Below are 18,653 nucleotides of genomic sequence, written 5' to 3' on the forward strand. Positions count from 1 at the left end.
GGCCGTGGGGCAGCCAGGGCCGGAGCGGTCCGGCGACTACTTGTCGCTGCCGAGAACCTTGTCCTCGGCCTTGCTGTCGGCCTTGTCGTCGGCCTTGTCCTCGGCCTTGTCCTCGGCCTTGTCGTCGGCGTCGTCGGCCTCTGCCTCGGCATCTCCCACGGGGAGGTCCGCCGCTTCCGCCTTCTCCGCCTCGCCGTCGTCGAAGTACGCGTCGAGGACCGCGTCCAGCTGCTCCTCCCACTCCTTGAAGCGGGAGCGGGACGTCGCCTCGATCTCGATGGGGTACCAGCGGCGCTCCGGCGTGTGGACGGTGATCGTGAAGCGCTTGCCGAAGCGGGGCGCCTCGGTCTCGATCGCGCCGATCTCGTCCCAGCGGAACTCGCAGTTCTCCTCGTCGAGGCTGAGGCGCACGCCCTGGCGGTCGGCCACTATCCGGGCGCGCCGGTCGGCGGCCTCGAAGGCGGGGCCCTCGGCGGTCTCCCCGGCGTCGGCGTCGTCCGCATCGTCCGCGTCGTCCGCGTCGGCGGCGTCGGCGGCGTCCTCGGCCGGCGTGGCGTCGGCATCGGCCGCGGCCACGGGCTCTGCCGCCGCCTCCGCCGCTTCCACCTCCGCTGCCGCCGCTGCCTCTTCGACCTCCTCGGCCTTCTCCGGCCGGGCGTCCTCCGCCTTCGCGTCCGCGGGTTCGCCGGACGCGGGTGAGGTGAGCCCGGGGATGAAGGCCGGGTCGAATCCGGCGCCTTCCAGGGGCTGGCTGTTGGCTCCTATGCGCTGCTCCACAGCGGGCAGTATGGTCCAAGAACCTGTGCCGGACACAGCCAGCCCCTGACTTCGTTATCAGACGCCTACACGAAGACGCCGAGGACGCCCGCCACCGCGAACCCCGCGACCGACAACACCGTCTCCAGCACGGTCCAGGTCTTCAGGGTGTCCCGCTCGCTGATGCCGAAGTACTTGGCCACCATCCAGAATCCGCCGTCGTTGACGTGCGAGGCGAAGATGGAGCCGGCCGAGATGGCCATGATGACGAGGGCGACGAAGGCCTGGGAGTGGTCGCCCTCGGCGAGGAGCGGGGCGACGATGCCGGCCGTCGTCACGATCGCCACCGTGGCGGAGCCCTGGGCGACCCGCAGGACCACCGAGATCAGGTACGACAGGACGATCACCGGCAGCCCGACGCCGTGGAAGGTGTCGGAGAGGGCCTGGGCGACGCCGCTCGCCTTCAGCACGGCGCCGAAGATCCCGCCCGCGCCGACCACCAGCAGGATGTTGCCGACCGGCTTGAGGGACGCGGTCGACACGGTCTCCAGGGACTTGCGGGACCAGCCGCGCCGGATGCCGAGCAGGTAGTAGGCGAGGACCAGGGCGAGGGTGAGGGCGACCATCGGCGTGCCGAAGAACTCGAGCACCGAGCGGCCGGTGGAGGGGTCCAGGGCGATGGAGGAGAAGGTCGCGGCGAGGATGAGGACGAGCGGCGTTCCGATGATGGCGAGGACCGTGCCCAGCGGCACCGGCTTCTCCTGGGGCTCGACTCCGGCCGCCCGCTGCTCCGCCACCACCGCCTGCCTGGCCTCCTCGGCCGCCTCGACCATGTCCTGCGGTACGGCGACGAAGATCCGCCTGCCGATCCACGCCGAGTACGCCCACGCGGCCAGCACCGCCGGAATGCCGCAGACGACGCCCATCAGGATGACCCACCCGAGCTGGACGTGCAGCAGCGCGGCGGCGGCCACCGGGCCGGGGTGCGGCGGCAGGAAGGCGTGGGTCATGGAGAGGCCGGCGAGGAGCGGGAGGCAGTAGAGGAGGATCGACTTGCCGCCGCGCTTGGCCGCCGCGTAGACGAGGGGGGCCAGGACGAAGATGCCGACGTCGAAGAAGACCGGGATGCCGAAGATGAGCCCGGTGAGGCCCATGGCGAGCGGGGCCCGCTTCTCCCCGAAGAGGTTGAGCAGCCGGGTCGCCAGGACCTCCGCGCCGCCGCTGACTTCGAGGATCGCGCCGAGCATCGTGCCGAGGCCGATGATGATCGCGACATGGCCGAGGATGCCGCCCATGCCGGACTCGACGGTGGAGACGGCGTCCGAGCGCTGGACGGTGCCGAAGAGTTCGGTGACCGAGAGCCCGGCGAGCAGGCCGACGGCTATGGAGACGGCGAGGAGCGCCACGAAGGGCTGGAGCCTCGCCTTGATGATGAGGAAGAGGAGCAGGGCGATGCCGATGGCGGCGACCGTGAGGAGGCCGGCGGTGCCGTCGAGGAGGAGGAGCAGGCCTCCGGTGTGGGGTGGGGTGGTGGGGGTGGCTGAGGCGGCGAGCGGTAGGGACATGTGGGGGTCCTCTTCTGCGTAAGTGCATCGCGCTTTCGGGCAGGGGAGATCGCGGCGCGGCACCCGGGGCGGGCGCCGCGCCGTGACGGACGTACGGTGTGCGGGAGTTGACGGGGTATCGGCCTCAGCCGAGGACGGCGAGGGCGTCGATCTCGATGAGCAGGCCGGCGGGCAGACCGACGTACACGGTCGTGCGGGCGGCGGGCGGGGCGGTGAGCGCCTGCTCCTCGAAGTAGGTGTTGTAGATGCCGTTCATCTCGGCGAAGTGGTCCACGTCCGTCAGATAGACGCGGATCATCATGACGTCGTCCCAGGAGGCGCCGCCCTCCTCCAGGATCGCCTTGACGTTGGCGAGGGTCTGGAGGGTCTGCTCGCGCAGGGTCGGTCCTGCCGGGGTCGGGGGCCTGCCCTCCTCGGCGGGCAGGAAGCCGACCTGGCCGGCGACCTGGAGGATGTTGCCCTTGCGGACGCCGTGCGAGAACTTCGCGGGCGGGGTGGTGTGGGTCGTGGGGGTGAGGGCGGTCTTCTCGGTCATCTGGTGCCGGCTTCCTTGATCGGTGTTCTGCCTGAGTACTCGCCGCTGATCGCGTCCGCCGCACGGCGCACCTGCGGGAGCAGGGTGAGGAGTTCGTCGGCGGTGACGACGACGTTGGGCGCGGAGACCGACATCGCGGCGACGACGCGCCCGTCGGCGCCGCGGATGGGTGCCGCGACGCAGTTGATGGACTCCTCGTGGCCGCCGAGGTCGGTGGCCCAGCCCTGTTCGCGCACCTTGGCCAGCTCCTTCAGGAACGCCTCCGCGTTGGGCGTCGAACGGGCCGTGTACAGGGGGTAGTCGAGCTTGTCGGCGAGGGCCCGCCGCTCGGGCTCGGGCAGGTCGGCGAGGAGCAGTTTGGCGACGGCGGCGACGGTGATGGCGACGGGCTTGCCGATCCGCGAGTACATGCGCACCGGGTAGCGGCTCTCGACCTTGTCGATGTAGAGGACCTCCCCCTCCTCGAACACGGCGAGGTGCACGGTGTGTCCGCAGGCCGTGTTGAGGCGGGCCAGGTGGGGGTGGGCGATCTCGCGGACGTCGAGGTTCTCCATCGCCTCCTGGGCGAGGGCGAAGAGGCGGGCGCCGAGGCGGTAGCGCTGGTCGGACTGGCGGTAGACGAGCCCGTGTTCGTGGAGGGTGCGCAGCAGCCGCAGTGCGGTGGACTTGTGCACGCCGAGGCGTTCGGCGACCTGGCCGAGGTCGGCGGGTCCCTCGGCGAGCAGCGGCAGGATGCTGAGCGCTCGGTCGACGGTCTGGCTCATGGGCTGGGTACCTCCTCTTCGGCCGCGTCGGCTTCGGTCCAGCCGGGGCCGAGTCGAAGTCTCCCCCACGCGCCGGCGTCCAGGGCGGTCAGCCGGTCGGTGGTGTCGCGGGCGGGGGGCGGGGCGAGGTCGGCGGGGGTGGTGAGGGCGGCGGCGGCGAAGAGGTGACCGAGCCTGAGCGTCCGCGTGAGCGGCAGGCCGCGCAGCATCCCGGAGAGGAACCCGGCGGCGAAGGCGTCGCCGGCGCCGACGTTTGCCACGACGTCGACGGCGGGGGCGGGTTCGAAAGTGCCGGTGGGGTGGGGCCGGGGGGTGGGGACACTCACCGGCGCCGGCCGGGTGCCGTCAGCGGGGGCTGGGCGGAGGTGGGTTTCGCTCGCCCGCGCTTGCGGGGTGCCTCCCCCAGCCTTCGGCCGGGGGGACCCCCAGCGCCCACCCGTGCCGCCCTGCGGCATGCCTGCCCGCAGCTGGGGAGCCGTGAAGCGCCCCGTCAGGGGCGCGGGGAACTGCGCGGGCCCCCTCCGGGCCGCGGGCGAAACGAAAGCTGTCGCCCCCTTCGCGGCCTGCTTCACCACCAGCACCGCCGGCTCCGGCAGCACCTCCCGGATCGCCGACGGCCCTCCCGTCACCCCCCACGCCTGCTCCGCCTCGTCCTCCCCCACGAAGACGACGTCGGCCCGGCGGGCCAGCTCCAGCAGGATCTGCGAGCCGTCGCGCGAACCCCACAGCCCCGCCCGGTAGTTCACGTCGAACGACACCACCGGGCGGCCACCCCCGGCGGGAGCCGTCAGCTCGCGCAGCAGCTCCAGACAGCCCTCCGACAGGGCCGCCGTGATCCCGGACAGGTGCAGGATCTGGCCCGCGCGCACCGCCGCGAGGTCCACCGTCGCCGCCGACATCGCGGACGCCGCCGACCCCGCCCGGTAGTACGCGACCTCGTGCGCGTCCGTCGCCCGGTCCCCGGCCGTACGGAAGTAGACCCCCGTCGGCCGCGCCGGATCCCGGCCCACGGCCGAGACGTCCACGCCGTACGAGGCGACGGTCTCCCGCAGGTGGTCGCCGAACCCGTCCGCGCCGACCCGGCTGACCCAGCGGACGGCGTGCCCGGCGGCGGCCAGCGCACACGCCACGTTGGACTCGGCACCGCCGATCGCGCGGTCGAAGGACGGCACGTCCGCGAGGCGCCCCGGCCGGGTGGGCAGAAACGTGACCATGGACTCGCCGAGCGCGACGACGTCCACGGCGTCAACGGCGCCGGTGGCCTTCACGATGGTCGTGGCTCCTCGTCGTCGGGGAAGGGTCGCTGCGGGCTCCATTGACCCGGCGTTGGCGTGGATGTTAGACAGCGGTAAGCGATATACGCAATGGACGTTGCACAGAATGCAACCCACCTGATCAGGGAGGTTCCGTGTCCCTCGACACCGGCACCGAAGCGCTCGCCCGGCTCGCGGAGGAACGCGTCGACCACCGTTTCAAGGGCCTCCCGCCGGACGCCGAGGGCCTCACCGTCGGCGAGCTGGCCGCCCAGCGCCGCAACCTGTTCACGGACGGCTTCGCGACCCCGGTGCTGGCCCTCTCCGCCGAGCGCCTGGAGCACAACCTCGCGCTGATGGAGTCGTACACCGAACGGCACGGCCTCGCCTTCGCCCCGCACGGCAAGACCTCGATGGCCCCGCAGCTCTTCCACCGGCAGACCGGGCGCGGGGCGTGGGGCATCACCCTCGCCGTGCCGCACCAGGTGCGGGTGGCGCGGGCGTTCGGCACCCGCAGGGTCTTCCTCGCCAACGAACTCGTGGACGCCCCGGCGCTCCGCTGGATCGCGGCCGAGCTGGAGCGCGACGCCGACTTCCGTTTCGTCTGCTACGTCGACTCCGTGCGCGGGGTCGAGCTGATGGACGCGGCGCTGCGCGGGACCGCCCGCCCCGTGGACGTCGTGGTGGAGCTGGCCGCCGGTGAGGGCGCCCGGACCGGCGTCCGTACCGAGGCGGAGTGCGCGGCGGTCGCGGACGCGGTGGCCGGGACGGAGACGCTGCGGCTGGTCGGGGTGGCCGGGTACGAGGGCGAGGTCCCCGAGGCCGACCCGGACCGGGTGCGCGCCTATCTGCGCCGGCTGGTCGCCCTCGCCGTCGGGTTCGACCAGGCGGGCCGGTTCATGGGCCTGACGGAGATCGTGGTGAGCGCGGGCGGCAGCGCCTGGTTCGACGCGGTCGCGGACGTCTTCGCCGGCATCCCCGAACTGTCGGCGCCCGTACTGAAGCTGCTGCGCTCGGGGGCGTACGTCTCGCACGACGACGGCCGCTACCGGGACGTCACCCCCTTCAACCGGGTCCCCGAGGAGGGCGCCCTGGAGCCCGCCTTCCGGCTCTGGACGCAGGTCGTCTCCCGCCCCTCCCCGGAGCAGGCCTTCACCAACGCGGGCAAGCGGGACGCGGCCTACGACCTCGACCTGCCCGTCGCCCAGGTGATCCGCCGGGCGGGCACCGAGCGCCCGGCGACCGGGGTCTCGGTCACCGGCCTCTCCGACCAGCACGCCTGGCTGCGCACCGGGCCCGGAGCGGACCTGGAGGTCGGGGACTGGGTGGGCCTCGGCCTCTCCCACCCGTGCACGTCGTTCGACAAGTGGCAGCTGATCCCGGTGGCCGAGGCGGACGGGACGGTCGTCGACTACATCCGCACGTTCTTCTAGGAGGGGTCGTGGAGCAGCTCGTCATCCGGGACGCGGACGTCGTCGACGGCAGCGGGGAACCCTCCTACCGCGCCGACGTGGTGATCGACGGCGGCCGGATCGTGTCCATCGTCAAGGAGGCCGCGGCGGCGGGCTGCCAGCGCCCGCGGGCGATGCGCGAGCTGGACGCGGAGGGCCTGGTCCTCTCCCCCGGCTTCGTCGACATGCACGCCCACAGCGACCTGGCCCTGCTCCGCGACCCCGACCACAGCGCGAAGGCCGCGCAGGGGGTGACCCTGGAGGTGCTCGGCCAGGACGGCCTGTCGTACGCCCCGGTCGACGACCGCACGCTGGCGGAGGTCCGCGGCGCGATCGCCGGCTGGAACGGCTCGGGCGACGACATCGACGTCGACTGGCGGTCGGTCGGCGAGTACCTGGACCGCCTCGACCGCGGCATCGCCGTCAACGCGGCCTACCTCGTCCCGCAGGGCACGGTCCGTGCGCTGGCCGTCGGCTGGGAGGACCGCGCGGCGACCCCGGCCGAACTGGACCACATGCGCCGGCTGGTGGCCGAGGGCCTGGCCCAGGGCGCGGTCGGCCTGTCCTCCGGGCTCACCTACACCCCCGGCATGTACGCGCCGGACGCGGAACTGACCGAGCTGTGCCGGGTGGTGGCGGAGTACGGCGGCTACTACTGCCCGCACCACCGCTCCTACGGCGCGGGCGCGCTGGAGGCGTACGCGGAGATGGTGGCCCTGACCCGGGAGGCCGGCTGCCCGCTCCATCTGGCCCACGCCACCATGAACTTCGGCGTGAACAAGGGCCGGGCGCCCGAACTGCTGGCCCTCCTCGACGAGGCCCTCGCCGCCGGTGCCGACATCACCCTCGACACCTACCCGTACACCCCCGGCAGCACGACCCTCGCGGCGATGCTGCCGAGCTGGGCCAACGAGGGCGGCCCGGCGGCGGCCCTGGCCCGCCTGGCCGACGACGACACGTCCGAGCGCATCCGCCACCACCTGGAGGCCGTCGGCTCCGACGGCTGCCACGGCGTGCCCATCGAGTGGGACACGATCGAGATCTCGGGCGTGGGCGACCCCGCGCTGACGGAGTTCGTCGGCCGGACGGTCGAGGAGTCGGCACGGCTGCGCGGCGAGCCCCCGTGGACGACGGCCCGCCACCTCCTCCTGACGGACCGCCTCGCCCCCTCGATCCTCCAGCACGTCGGCCACGAGGAGAACGTCCGCACGATCATGCGCCACCCGGTGCACACCGGCGGCTCGGACGGCATCCTCCAGGGCACGAAGCCCCACCCCCGCGCCTACGGCACGTTCCCGCACTACCTCGGCCACTACGTACGGGAGCTGGGCGTGCTCTCCCTGGAGGAGTGCGTCGCCCACCTCACCGCCCGCCCCGCGGCCCGGCTGCGCCTGCCGGACCGCGGCCTCGTACACGAGGGCTACCGGGCCGACCTGGTCCTCTTCGACCCGCAGACGGTCGCGGCAGGCTCGACGTTCGACAACCCCCGCCAACTGCCGACGGGCATCCCGCACGTCCTGATCGACGGCCGCTTCGTCATCGAGGACGGCGGCCGCACGGACGCCCTGGCGGGCCGAGCAATCCGACGCACCCCGCTGCAGCGCCCCTGAAGGGGCGCGGGGCTGTATTCGATATGCGGCTCCGCCGCGTGGGCGCGACCGGCCCCCACCGACCCGCACCCGAAAACGGCGCCCCCAGCGAAGCGCTACGGCTTGGGCAGGGTGCAACCACTCGCGCTGAGGTTCAGCACGTTCCCCGTCGTGAAGCACGCCGGAATGATGTACGTCTCCTCCGCGTAGTTGATCCCCTGCCGCACCGTCACGTTCCCGCTCTCGTCCACCTCGCACGGGTTGTCGACGGTGCACCGCTCCCCGTCCTCGTTGCCCGTGTTGTTGACGGCGACGACCTGCCCGGTGGTGGTGTCGATCACCGGCGACCCCGAGGTCCCCCCGATCGTGTTGCACGCGGAGGTGTAGCGGACCGAGTCCTTCCAGGTCCAGTCGCCCTCCTTGAGCCGGTACACGAACCCGTCGATGTTGCAGCTGTAGATCGTCTTCCAGTACCCGGAGACGACCTTGATGGCGGTGCCGGCGACGGGGTGGGTGGCGCTGACGGTGAGCGGGCTGATGCCGTAGGAGCTCTTGATCGCCGCGTACGTCGTGGTGGTGCGGTAGATCGTGACGTCCGTGTCGGTCATCGTCGAGTAGACGACCTGGTTGGCGCGGAGCGTGGCGACCCTGGTGCCGGAGGAGTTCAGCAGGCCGAAGGTACGGCTGGAGGACTGGCCGGTGATGACCTCGCCGGGCTCCGGGAAGCCGGTCTCCAGGCAGTGGCCGTTGGTGAGGACCAGCGCCGGGTCGCTGTCCGCGGAGTTCGGGAAGCGGATGACGGAGCCGGAGCAGTTGCTGAGCGAGACGGTGCCCGCGAAGTTGACGGTCACCGCGGCGGCCTTGGCCGTCTGCGGCGCTGCGACCGCCGGTGCCGTGCCGATCCCGGTGATGGCCAGGGAGGCGAGCGCGGCGACGAGAGGCTTGTTCATGTGGGGGTCCCCTCTATACGACGAGGTGACCGGAGATCTTCCGGCCACCCGCTGTTTTTGTCATGCACATTCTCAACACAAGTGGCCGCGCGGGCAAGGAGCTGTTTCAGGAAGGGCGTTGGCGGATTTCCGCGCAGGCGGCGTCGATGTGCTCGAAGAGATCCGAGGAGCCGGACGTGATGCGCGCGCCGAGTTCACGGCTGCGCTGCTCGCGGGCGGGGGTGACACGGCCGACGAAGAACACGACGGGACCGCCGAAGAGGCCCCTGCTCCGCCAGGCCGCCAGATCGGCGAACCCCGCGTCCCGTTCCGTGCCGCGCGTGACATCGGAGATCACCAGGTCCACGGGGTGGGTGGAGAGGATCCGGTCGGCCGTCGGGCCGCTCTGGGCCACCAGGACGTCCGCTCCGTGCGCCCGGAGGTGGCGCACGGAGGTCGCGTTCTGTTCCGGGTAGTCGTCCACCCACAGGACGCTGACACCCCGGTACTCGTCCCGGCCCTCCGGCTGCCCGGCCGGCGGGTCCTCGTCCGCGCGGACCGCGACGGGCGCGGCACCCTCCTGCAACCGCCGCAGCAGCTCGTCCGCCTGCGGCAGCCGCATCCACTCCTCGACGAGATGGACGAAGCCGTGGTCCCTCGCCAGCTCCGGGAACGCGGTGGGCAGCTCCTCCTCCAGCCGGGTCAGCACCGCCTCCCAGCTGTCCGGAGCCCCCGTCTCCGGCGCCACGAGCCCGTGCCCGGTCACCGAGTCCACCGTCGTACGCCACGACTCGGCGTCGACCTCGACCCACCGGCTCAGCACCCGCCTGGCCGTCCGGTACTCCAGGAACTCCCGGGCCGCGTGCCCGTAGGTGCCGTCGCTGGAGACGAGGAGGCGGTAGAAGTCGCCGTACAGGTGTTGCAGCAGAAGGGTCCTGACGACGGCCTCGGGCCTGAACCGGGCCCACACCGGATTGAGCGCGCACTCGAGTCCGAAGCCGTTGATGAGGCGCTTGATCCGGCGCGGGTTGCGGGCCGAGCGGGCGGCGATCAGCCGCACCAGGTCGTCGTCCAGCAGCTCACGCAGCCCCGAGCGTTCGGCACAGCTCCGGACGTACGCCTCCAGGTGCTCGCCGCCCGCCACCGGCAGCCGGTAGCTCGTCTGGAAGATCTTCTCCATGAACGCCGTCCCGGCCGGCCCCAGATCCCGCAGCAGCCCCGACGACCCGAGCGCGGCGCGGTCGCAGCCGATGACGAAGGCGAGACCGGGGACGTCCAGGTAGACCTTCACCGCCTCGCACACCGCGAGGACCGTCTCCTCGGCACAGCGGTCGAGGTCGTCGACGAAGACGACCAGCATGCGGCGGGGCCGGTCACCGGCCCCCTCCGCCCAAGCGGTCGCGAGTCCCCGCAGCTCGGTCCGCAGGTCGTTGCGGGCCTTCGCGTCGACCGACAGCTCCTCCCAGAACCGGTCGACCAGGCCCGCGAGCCCGACCGTCGCGCCCGCCACCGTCAGCGTCGCCCGCAGGGTCGTGAGCCACGGTTTCCTCCCGGAGAGCCGGGCCACCGCCCGCCGCAGCACCCGCTCGTCCAGCTGCATCAGGACGGTCTTGATGAGCCCTTCGAGGGCGTCGGCGCCGGTGGAGGTCCAGGCGTTGTACCAGACGGTCTCGACGTCCTTCTGCCGTAACTCCGCCTCGACCAGCCGCATCAGGCTGCTCTTCCCCATGCCCCAGCCGGCGTCCACGGCAAGCGTCAGCGGGGTCGCGGACCGGGAGTCGTGCAGCAGCTTGGCCAGCTGCCGGGCGGCCTGCCCGGCGCCGAGCCGATCGGCCGCGGGGCCGGTCACGGGCTCGTCGTTGAGCAGCGAGAATTCCATGCGGCCCCCTTCGCTCAGGGGGCCAAACTATATATTTCCGCGGCCATTTGGGACCGAGCGCACCGCCCTGCCCACGGGGCTCGCCGCTAGCGCCCCCTGCCGCCGCCCCGCCCGTGCCCCCAGCCGTGGCCCCCGTACGTGGGGCTCGCCGTCGGGGACGTGACGGCGGCCGTCGGCGACGGTGTCACGCTCGCACTCGCACTCGCGCTGCCCGTCGGGGTGGCACTCGCCGAGTGGGTCTCCGCCGCCGACACCGGTGTCCCGGCCGTGGACGCGGTCCGGGCCGACGGCGACTCCACGACCGGCGCGGCCGACTTCACCGCGGGCGAGGCGGACGACGCACTGCTCGGGCTCTCTTCCGGCGCCTGCGCCAGCGCCGACGCATCACCGGCCGTGTGCTTCGCGCGGTCCTGCTCCACCTGGCCGCCGCCGGACGACGAGGAGAAGGCGAAACCGGCGACCAGTGCGGCCACGGACGCGGCACCCACCGCACCCACGGCGACCGCCACGTGCTTCGCGCGCAGGCCGCCCACGCCACGGGCCGCCCGCCGCCGCTCCGCCCGGCCCGGTCCCGGCGCGGCGAGCGCGACCCTCGGCAGCTCGCGCGTCTCGTCGTATGCGTTGAGCCAGCCGTGCGCGAAGGCCGGATCCCGGTACTCCTCGTAGGCGGGGGCCGGTTCGCCCTCGGGTCGGTAGACGCTGGGCGCCCCGGTCTCGTCCTCGGCAGGTCTCGGCATGAACGCGGATTCTAGGGAGGGCAGCGGCCTTTGAGACAGCTACCGGCGATAACAGGCCAAAGCGCCGGACCTGCGGCTGTCCCCCACACGGGTCTCACGTGGTGGAAAACACGACCCGACGGGCGTTACCGCCCCGTAAGCTCACCGACATGCAGGTGATCCAGTCGACCAAGCTCGCCAACGTCTGTTACGAGATCCGGGGCCCGGTTCTCGAGGAGGCGATGCGGCTAGAGGCGGCGGGTCACCGCATCCTCAAGCTCAACACCGGCAACCCGGCCGCCTTCGGCTTCGAGTGCCCGCCGGAGATCCTGGAGGACATCCTCCGGAACGTGTCCTCGGCGCACGGCTACGGCGACGCGAAGGGGCTGCTGGCCGCCCGGCGCGCCGTCGTCATGCACAACCAGACCATCGGCATCGAGACCGACGTCGAGCACGTCTTCATCGGCAACGGCGTCTCCGAGCTGATCGTGATGGCGATGCAGGGGCTGCTGGACGACGGCGACGAGGTCCTCGTACCCGCGCCGGACTACCCCCTGTGGACCGCCGCCGTCTCCCTCTCCGGCGGTACGGCCGTGCACTACCGCTGCGACGAGCAGGCGGACTGGATGCCCGACCTCGCCGACGTCGAGCGCAAGGTCACCGACCGCACCAAGGCGATCGTCATCATCAACCCGAACAACCCGACGGGCGCGGTGTACGACGAGGCGATGCTGCGCGGGCTGACCGACATCGCCCGCCGCCACAACCTGCTCGTCTGCTCGGACGAGATCTACGACAAGATCCTCTACGACGGCGCCACGCACACGCCGACCGCGGCCGTCGCCCCGGATCTCCTCACGCTCACCTTCAACGGCATGTCCAAGGCGTACCGGGTGGCCGGCTACCGGGTCGGCTGGATGTCCCTCTCCGGGCCCCGCGCGCACGCCGACTCCTACATCGAGGGCCTGACGATCCTCGCGAACATGCGGCTGTGCGCGAACATGCCGGGTCAGCACGGGGTCGTGGCCGCGCTCAGCGGACGCCAGACGATCAACGACCTCGTGCTGCCGGGCGGGCGCCTGAAGGAACAGGTGGACACGGCCTACGAGCTGCTCACCCAGATCCCGGGGGTGAGCTGCGTCCGCCCCAAGGGCGCGCTGTACCTCTTCCCGCGCCTCGACCCCCAGGTCTTCAAGATCAAGGACGACCGGCAGATGGTCCTCGACCTGCTGCGGCAGGAGAAGATCATGGTCGTCCAGGGCACCGGCTTCAACTGGCCGGAGCCGGATCACTTCCGGGTGGTGACTCTGCCGGCGGTGGGCGATCTGCGGGACGCGATCACCCGGGTCGGGCGGTTCCTGGACGGCTACGGCCAGCCGTAGGCGGCCCACGGCAGCCGCCGGGCGACCGTCCGTGACCCTGGTCAACTTTAGACGAAATCTAAGCTAGGATGGTTTCCTGTCAGAGCACAGGAGGCCATCCCATGTACGAACCGATCCGCACCAAGTCGGTCCACAGCACGATGGCCGGCCCCTCTTCCGACTTCCCGCACCGGACGCGCGAGGAGGAGCTGGACATCCAGCTCGCCGGACACCTCGCCGCGCTGCTCGCCGTCACCGACGAGCTGCGCGCACTCGCGCCGTCCACCGACCTCGACGCCGCCGCGACCCGGCTGGCCGAGCAGGTGGCCCGGCTGCGGGGCGGGCGTACGCCGGTCCGCGCGTCACTGACCGCGGTCCAGGAGCCGGCCGCGCTCCACGAGCGCGCACATGCCGTCGCCGGCCGCGCCCTGCTGGTCGCCGCGTCCCGCGCGGACACCGCGGCGGCGATCCTCGCCGCGGAGCGCATGGACGCCCACGCGGCAGCCACGGAACTCACCACGGCCGGCTGACCCACCCCCCCCTACGGCCCCGGTCCGCGCGCTCCCGCAGCGACGCGCGGACCGGGTTGCCATATCTCAGTACGCTGAGGTCATGGGCATGGACTACTCGAAGATGCGCGCGATCGCCGAAGAACTCGGGGCCTACGCCGAGCAGCTCGAAGGGACCTGGAGCGTCGAGATCGGGCCGTCCGGTCCGATACTGGCGATGATGTGCCCGTCGAAGCGGCACGAGGGCACCATCCGCCGCATCTCCAAGCAATTGGACCGACAGCTGCTCACCACGCACCCCGGCTACGGCTGCATCCCCGGCCCCGAGGTCGAACACCCCGCTCTCGCCCGCATGCGCCGCCCGGACGCCGTGGTCATCCCGGAGGATGTGCTCGACGAGGAGGGTCTCGCCGTAGACGCGTCCCACGTGCTGGCCGTCGTCGAGATCGTCTCACCGTCCAACCCGGAGAACGACTACGTCGAAAAGATCTGCGAATACTCGGCCATGGGCATCGCCCACTACATGATCGTCGACCCCCGGAAGGGCACGATCGAAGTGCATTCAGACCCGTGCGGAAACCGCTACCGGCGCATGGACCCTTACATCTACGGCGACCTGGTGCCCTTCGGCCCCTGGCAGGTGGAGACCTCCGCTTTCCGCCGCTACGGCAAGGCAGGGAACGACCCGAACGGCCCCGTCTGACGGCGCCCGGCGGACTTCGGCGCTCCGGTTTCGTTCCGGGGCGCCCCCTTCACCCCCCGTTCATCCGTTCCACCCAGGACTGAGGGATTCCGGGAGCACTCTCCACCTCGTGAGACGTATCGCTGGAATCGTCCTCGCGGTGCTGCTGATCGGTGGCGTGGTGGCTGCCGTCGTCGCAGGCCGGCATGGGGAGGACAAGGGCACGGCAACGAAGACCGTGCGTGGTGTGATCGGTTCGGAGAAGTCGGACTTCTTCGCCGATCCCGATGTGGTGAAGGCCCTCGCCGCCAAGGGCTACACCGTGAAGACGGAGGCATCCGGATCCTGGGCCATGGAGGATCTGGACCTGAAGGGCTACGACTTCGCCTTCCCGTCCAGCTCGGCGCCCGCCGACACGCTGGCCGCGAAGTACCACGCCCGCCAGCCCCTCCCCCGCCCCTTCTACTCGCCCCTCGTCGTGGTCGCCCACCGCAGCGCGGCCCGGGTGCTGGCCGCCAACGGGCTCGCCGTGCTCGACGCGAAGGGCGGCAAGGGGACCCTGAAGATGGCCGCCTACCTGGACGCCGCCCGGCACGACCGGACCTGGCAGCAGCTCAAGGGGGCCAAGGCGCACGGGGAGCTGACCGGGACGCTGTACATCACCAGTACGGACCCGGAGACCTCCAACTCCGGTGCGCTGTACCTCGCCGCCGCCTCCTACGTCGCCAACGGGGGGCGCGTGGTGGCGAGCGACGCCGACGTCGCGAGGACCGCACCGCTGCTGCACAAGCTGGTCAGCGTGCAGGGGGCACAACAGCCCAGCAGCGACTCGGTGTTCAGGGACTTCATCAGCGGCGCCGGCAACCCGCTGGTGTGCCTGTACGAGTCGCAGGTGGTGTCGCTGCTCGCAGAACAGCACGACGCCGACGACCTCGTCGTCCTCTACCCGGACACCACGGTCAACAGCGACCACACCATCGTGCCGCTCGACGACGCCGGCCGGCAGCTCGGCGAACTCCTCAGCAGCGACCCGACCCTGCGCAGGCTCGCCGTCAAGCACGGCTTCCGGCCCCAGGGCGACTCCGCCGAGTTCGTCAAGGACACCGCCGACCACGCCGCCTACCTCAACCAGACACTGACCGGCGTTCGGCAGGCGCCCGTGCCCACCTCCGCGGTGCTGCACGAGATGGCCCGCCGGGCGCGCGGCTGACGGGGGGACCCTGTGAGCAACTTCGACAAGATACGGCCGAGCGGCGGCGAGCACCCGCCCACCCTGAGCGGTGAGGACGTCTTCACGCTGACCCCGCCGGAGGCGGTCGCGCCGGTGCCGCGGGAGAAGGCCGGCGGGCTGGTGCCCGTCGACGACGGCGTCCGTACGGACATGGCCCGCAAGGCCTCCGACTACGTCCGGGACCTGGCCGCGCTGGACGCCCGGTCGCCGGAGTTCGCGAGCAAGGTCGGCGAGATCACCGGACTCGGCGCCGGCGAGATGCGCACCGCCGCCGCGCAGTCCAACCGCATGCTGGAGCGTGCCGTCCGCAGCCTGCCCGACAAGGGCGGCGACGCCCAGGCGAAGGTGGCCGGCTCGCTGGTCGAACTCCGGCGGGTCGTCGAGGATCTGGACCCGCGCGACCTGCCGGCGAGCAAGGGCCGCAAGTTTCTCTCCCGGCTGCCCGGCGGCAACAAGCTCCGCGACCACGTCGCCAAGTACGCCTCCGCGCAGGGCACGTTGAACAAGATCGTGGGTTCGCTGCGCGGCGGTCAGGACGAACTGCGGCGGGACAACGCGGCGTTGCAGACGGAGCGGGTGCGGCTCTGGGAGACCATGGGCAAGCTCCAGGAGTACGTCGTGCTCACCCAGGCCCTGGACACCGCGGTCGAGCAGCACGCTGCCCGGATCCCGGACCCCCAGGAGGCCGACGCGGTGCGGGCGGACGTGCTCTTCCCGGTCCGGCAGAAGTACCAGGACCTGCTCACCCAGCTCGCGGTGTCCGCGCAGGGCTACCTCGCGATGGACGTCGTACGGCGCAACAACGACGAGCTGATCAAGGGCGTCGAGCGGGCCGCCACCACCACGGTCTCCGCGCTGCGGATCTCGGTGATGCTGGCCTCCGCGCTCGACAACCAGAAGAAGGTGATCGAGCAGGTCAACGCGTTGCGCGGGACGACCGAGGAGCTGATCCGGGGCAACGCCGAGATGCTCGCGACGCAGAGCGGGGAGATCCAGCGGATCGCCGCCGACCCGGCGGTGGGCGCCGAGACGCTGCGCTCCGCGTTCCAGCAGATCTACCGCACCCTCGATGCCATCGACACCTACAAGGTGCAGGCGACCGAGGCGATGGCGAGCACCGTGCAGTCCCTCACCGACGAACTCCACCAGGCGAGCGCCTACCTGGAGCGCAGCCGCTCGAAGAGCGCGCTGGAGGGCGGCCTCGGATGAACAGACGCACCCTCCCCGCCCTCTCCGCACTCCTCGCGACGGCGGCCGTCGTCCTGACCGGCTGCACCTCCGAGGACCACGGCGACGACGACTCCACGGCCCCGAAGGCGGGCACCCTGCGGGTCCTCGCCTCCTCCGAACTCAGCGACATGACCGCCGTGTTCGACCGGGTCCGCAAGGACACCGGGGTCACGATCCGGCCCACCTACATGGGCACCCTGGACGCCGTCGACCTGCTGGCCAAGGGGAAGACGGACGGCAGGTACGACGCGCTCTGGCTCTCCTCCGACGACTATCTGCGGCTGCGCCCGGAGGCGGCGAAGAAGGTGGTCTCCGAGACGTCGATCATGTCCAGCCCGGTCGCGATCGGCGTGAAGACGGCCACCGTCCGGTCACTGGGCTGGAAGCCGGCCGACGTCACCTGGTCCCAGGTCGAGCAGGCCGTGGAAGCCGGCAAGCTGACGTACGGCATGACCGACCCGGCGCGCTCCAACTCCGGCTTCGCCACGCTGGTCTCGGTGGCCTCGGCGCTCTCCGGCGCCCAGTCGGCGCTCACGGACGCCGACGTCACGAAGGCGACTCCGCGGCTGAAGAAGTTCTTCAAGGGCCAGACCCTGACGTCCGGTTCCTCCGGCTGGCTGGCCTCGGCCTACCAGCGGCGCGGCAACGTGGACGCCCTGCTCAACTACGAGTCGGTGCTTCAGGGCATCCCCGGTCTCACCGTGATCCGCCCGAGCGACGGCGTGATCACCGCCGACTACCCGTTCTCGTCCCTGGCCTCGACCTCCTCCGCGACCCGCGAGGACGTCCGCAGGGTGACGGAGGACCTGCGTACGGCGGCCGTGCAGAAGCTCGTCACGGACACCACCCACCGCCGCCCGGTGGTGGCCTCCGTCGCCCCTGCGGCCGGCCTGGACACCAGCCGCCGCCGTGAACTCCCCTTCCCCGGTACCCAGTCGGTGGCCGACGGGCTCATCTCGGCCTACGAGAACGACCTGCGCCGGCCCTCCCGCACGGTCTACGTCCTGGACACCTCGGGTTCGATGGAAGGCGACCGCCTCTCCCGTCTGAAGGCGGCCTTCACCGGCCTGACCAGTGACTTCCGCAACCGCGAGGAGGTCACCCTGATGCCGTTCGGCTCGGCCGTGAAGAGCGTCAGCACCCACGTGGTCGACGACAAGTCCGACCTCGCCGCGATCCGCAAGGACACCGACGCCCTGCACGCCGACGGCAACACGGCGATCTACACCTCCCTGGAGAAGGCGTACGCCCAGCTGAACCCCTCCGAGGAGACCTTCACGTCGATCGTGCTGATGACCGACGGCGAGAACACCACGGGCGCCAAGGTCGGCGACTTCGACGCGTTCTACAACAAGCTCTCCGCCGACCGGCAGCAGATCCCGGTCTTCCCCATCCTCTTCGGCGACTCGTCCCGCGCCGAACTCCAGCACATCGCCGACCTGACCGGCGGCCGTCTCTTCGACGGCCGGCAGGGCTCCCTGGACGGCGCCTTCGAGGAGATCCGTGGCTACCAATAGGGCCCTCGCCTACCTGGAGTCCCGCAAGAACCTGACCGGTTCGGCGGGCGGCCTGCTGGGCCTGGTCCTGACGTTCACGGGCGTGGCAGGCCCGTACTGGCCGGTGGTGGTGGCGGGCCTGTACGGCGCGGGCGCGCTGATCGCGCCGCCGGAACGCCCCCCGCTGCCGGACTTCCCGACGCCCTCCGCCCAACTGGAGGAGGTGCGGGCCGACTTCCGCAGGCTGGAGACCTACCTGGCGGAGGTCGGCCTGCCGGCCTCGACGGAGACCCGGCTCGCCGAACTGACCGACCTGCTCACGGCGTTGCTCGACCCGGGGTGGGCGGCGGAACTGCTGGCCCAGGATCCGGAGGGGGTGCATGTCCTCTCGCGCACGGTACGGCAGGACATCCCGGAGGCGGTCGACAGCTTCGTACGGACGCGGTGGTGGACGCGTCTGACGCCCGGGCAGGAGCCGCCGGAGCGGCATCTGGAGCGCCAGCTGGGCCTCCTGAAGGAGGAGGCCGAGCAACTGGCGGCCGGACTGCGGGACACCGAGGCGAGGCGCCAGGAGACCCACACGCGGTACCTGGAGGACCGCAACAACTGATCCGCTGCGGTTCGGCGCCCCAAAGGGGCGCGGGGAACTGCGCGACCGGCCACGACGGCGCCGCAGACGGCAGACAGCAGACGGCCGGCCCCCCGCG

Annotated in this window: 17 protein-coding genes; 9 read left to right on the plus strand and 8 right to left on the minus strand. The window is 71.7% G+C overall.

The features are described 5' to 3' along the window. Window positions 1-36 precede the first annotated feature (36 nt). From AB0D74_RS39380 to AB0D74_RS39400, 5 genes are all read right to left on the minus strand, one after another. On the minus strand, window positions 37-777 hold the full coding sequence (locus AB0D74_RS39380) for a hypothetical protein (RefSeq protein WP_362597987.1): 741 nt from the start codon (window positions 775-777) through the stop codon (window positions 37-39). Between the two features lie 65 nt (window positions 778-842). Next, the gene (locus AB0D74_RS39385; protein WP_362597990.1) at window positions 843-2,321 is read right to left on the minus strand and encodes a gluconate:H+ symporter; all 1,479 of its coding nucleotides are present in this window, start codon (window positions 2,319-2,321) and stop codon (window positions 843-845) included. A 124-nt stretch (window positions 2,322-2,445) separates the two neighbouring features. Continuing rightward, on the minus strand, window positions 2,446-2,856 hold the full coding sequence (locus AB0D74_RS39390; RefSeq protein ID WP_362597993.1) for a RidA family protein: 411 nt from the start codon (window positions 2,854-2,856) through the stop codon (window positions 2,446-2,448). Next, window positions 2,853-3,620 (minus strand): IclR family transcriptional regulator, encoded by a 768-nt coding sequence (locus AB0D74_RS39395; protein ID WP_362597996.1) that lies wholly within the window; start codon window positions 3,618-3,620, stop codon window positions 2,853-2,855. Before AB0D74_RS39395 ends, AB0D74_RS39390 begins: the two co-directional genes overlap by 4 nt. Continuing rightward, on the minus strand, window positions 3,617-4,888 hold the full coding sequence (locus AB0D74_RS39400) for a PfkB family carbohydrate kinase (RefSeq protein ID WP_362597999.1): 1,272 nt from the start codon (window positions 4,886-4,888) through the stop codon (window positions 3,617-3,619). Before AB0D74_RS39400 ends, AB0D74_RS39395 begins: the two co-directional genes overlap by 4 nt. Before the next feature lie 140 nt (window positions 4,889-5,028). On the opposite strand from AB0D74_RS39400, the gene AB0D74_RS39405 reads away from it, so the two are divergent. Beyond that, window positions 5,029-6,306: an amino acid deaminase gene (locus AB0D74_RS39405; protein WP_362598002.1), complete on the plus strand. Its 1,278-nt coding sequence runs from the start codon at window positions 5,029-5,031 to the stop codon at window positions 6,304-6,306. Between the two features lie 8 nt (window positions 6,307-6,314). Continuing rightward, window positions 6,315-7,934 carry a D-aminoacylase gene (locus AB0D74_RS39410; protein WP_362598005.1) on the plus strand — a complete coding sequence of 540 codons (1,620 nt, stop codon included), beginning with the start codon at window positions 6,315-6,317 and terminating at the stop codon, window positions 7,932-7,934. 95 nt (window positions 7,935-8,029) lie between these two features. On the opposite strand, the gene AB0D74_RS39415 is transcribed toward AB0D74_RS39410, so the two are convergent. From AB0D74_RS39415 to AB0D74_RS39425, 3 genes are all read right to left on the minus strand, one after another. Then, the gene (locus tag AB0D74_RS39415; RefSeq protein ID WP_362598008.1) at window positions 8,030-8,863 is read right to left on the minus strand and encodes a serine protease; all 834 of its coding nucleotides are present in this window, start codon (window positions 8,861-8,863) and stop codon (window positions 8,030-8,032) included. Between the two features lie 106 nt (window positions 8,864-8,969). Continuing rightward, the gene (locus AB0D74_RS39420) at window positions 8,970-10,721 is read right to left on the minus strand and encodes a P-loop NTPase fold protein (RefSeq protein ID WP_362598011.1); all 1,752 of its coding nucleotides are present in this window, start codon (window positions 10,719-10,721) and stop codon (window positions 8,970-8,972) included. Between the two features lie 86 nt (window positions 10,722-10,807). Continuing rightward, on the minus strand, window positions 10,808-11,458 hold the full coding sequence (locus tag AB0D74_RS39425; RefSeq protein WP_362598014.1) for a hypothetical protein: 651 nt from the start codon (window positions 11,456-11,458) through the stop codon (window positions 10,808-10,810). A gap of 149 nt (window positions 11,459-11,607) precedes the next feature. On the opposite strand from AB0D74_RS39425, the gene AB0D74_RS39430 reads away from it, so the two are divergent. From AB0D74_RS39430 to AB0D74_RS39460, 7 genes are all read left to right on the plus strand, one after another. After that, window positions 11,608-12,819, plus strand: a complete 1,212-nt coding sequence (locus AB0D74_RS39430; protein ID WP_362598017.1) for a pyridoxal phosphate-dependent aminotransferase — start codon at window positions 11,608-11,610, stop codon at window positions 12,817-12,819. Between the two features lie 101 nt (window positions 12,820-12,920). Beyond that, window positions 12,921-13,328: a hypothetical protein gene (locus tag AB0D74_RS39435; protein WP_362598020.1), complete on the plus strand. Its 408-nt coding sequence runs from the start codon at window positions 12,921-12,923 to the stop codon at window positions 13,326-13,328. 88 nt (window positions 13,329-13,416) lie between these two features. Next, window positions 13,417-14,010 carry a Uma2 family endonuclease gene (locus AB0D74_RS39440; RefSeq protein ID WP_362598085.1) on the plus strand — a complete coding sequence of 198 codons (594 nt, stop codon included), beginning with the start codon at window positions 13,417-13,419 and terminating at the stop codon, window positions 14,008-14,010. A 109-nt stretch (window positions 14,011-14,119) separates the two neighbouring features. After that, window positions 14,120-15,199 carry a hypothetical protein gene (locus AB0D74_RS39445; protein ID WP_362598023.1) on the plus strand — a complete coding sequence of 360 codons (1,080 nt, stop codon included), beginning with the start codon at window positions 14,120-14,122 and terminating at the stop codon, window positions 15,197-15,199. Window positions 15,200-15,262: 63 nt separating this feature from the next. Then, complete coding sequence (locus AB0D74_RS39450) at window positions 15,263-16,429, plus strand: toxic anion resistance protein (RefSeq protein WP_362598088.1); 1,167 nt, start codon at window positions 15,263-15,265, stop codon at window positions 16,427-16,429. Then, window positions 16,426-17,967: a VWA domain-containing protein gene (locus AB0D74_RS39455; RefSeq protein WP_362598026.1), complete on the plus strand. Its 1,542-nt coding sequence runs from the start codon at window positions 16,426-16,428 to the stop codon at window positions 17,965-17,967. The genes AB0D74_RS39450 and AB0D74_RS39455 overlap by 4 nt, the downstream gene beginning before the upstream one ends. Further along, the gene (locus tag AB0D74_RS39460; RefSeq protein ID WP_362598029.1) at window positions 17,954-18,556 is read left to right on the plus strand and encodes a hypothetical protein; all 603 of its coding nucleotides are present in this window, start codon (window positions 17,954-17,956) and stop codon (window positions 18,554-18,556) included. The genes AB0D74_RS39455 and AB0D74_RS39460 overlap by 14 nt, the downstream gene beginning before the upstream one ends. The last annotated feature ends 97 nt before the right edge of the window (window positions 18,557-18,653 follow it).

The sequence above is a fragment of the Streptomyces sp. NPDC048278 genome (genome assembly GCF_040652195.1).
Lineage (GTDB): Bacteria > Actinomycetota > Actinomycetes > Streptomycetales > Streptomycetaceae > Streptomyces.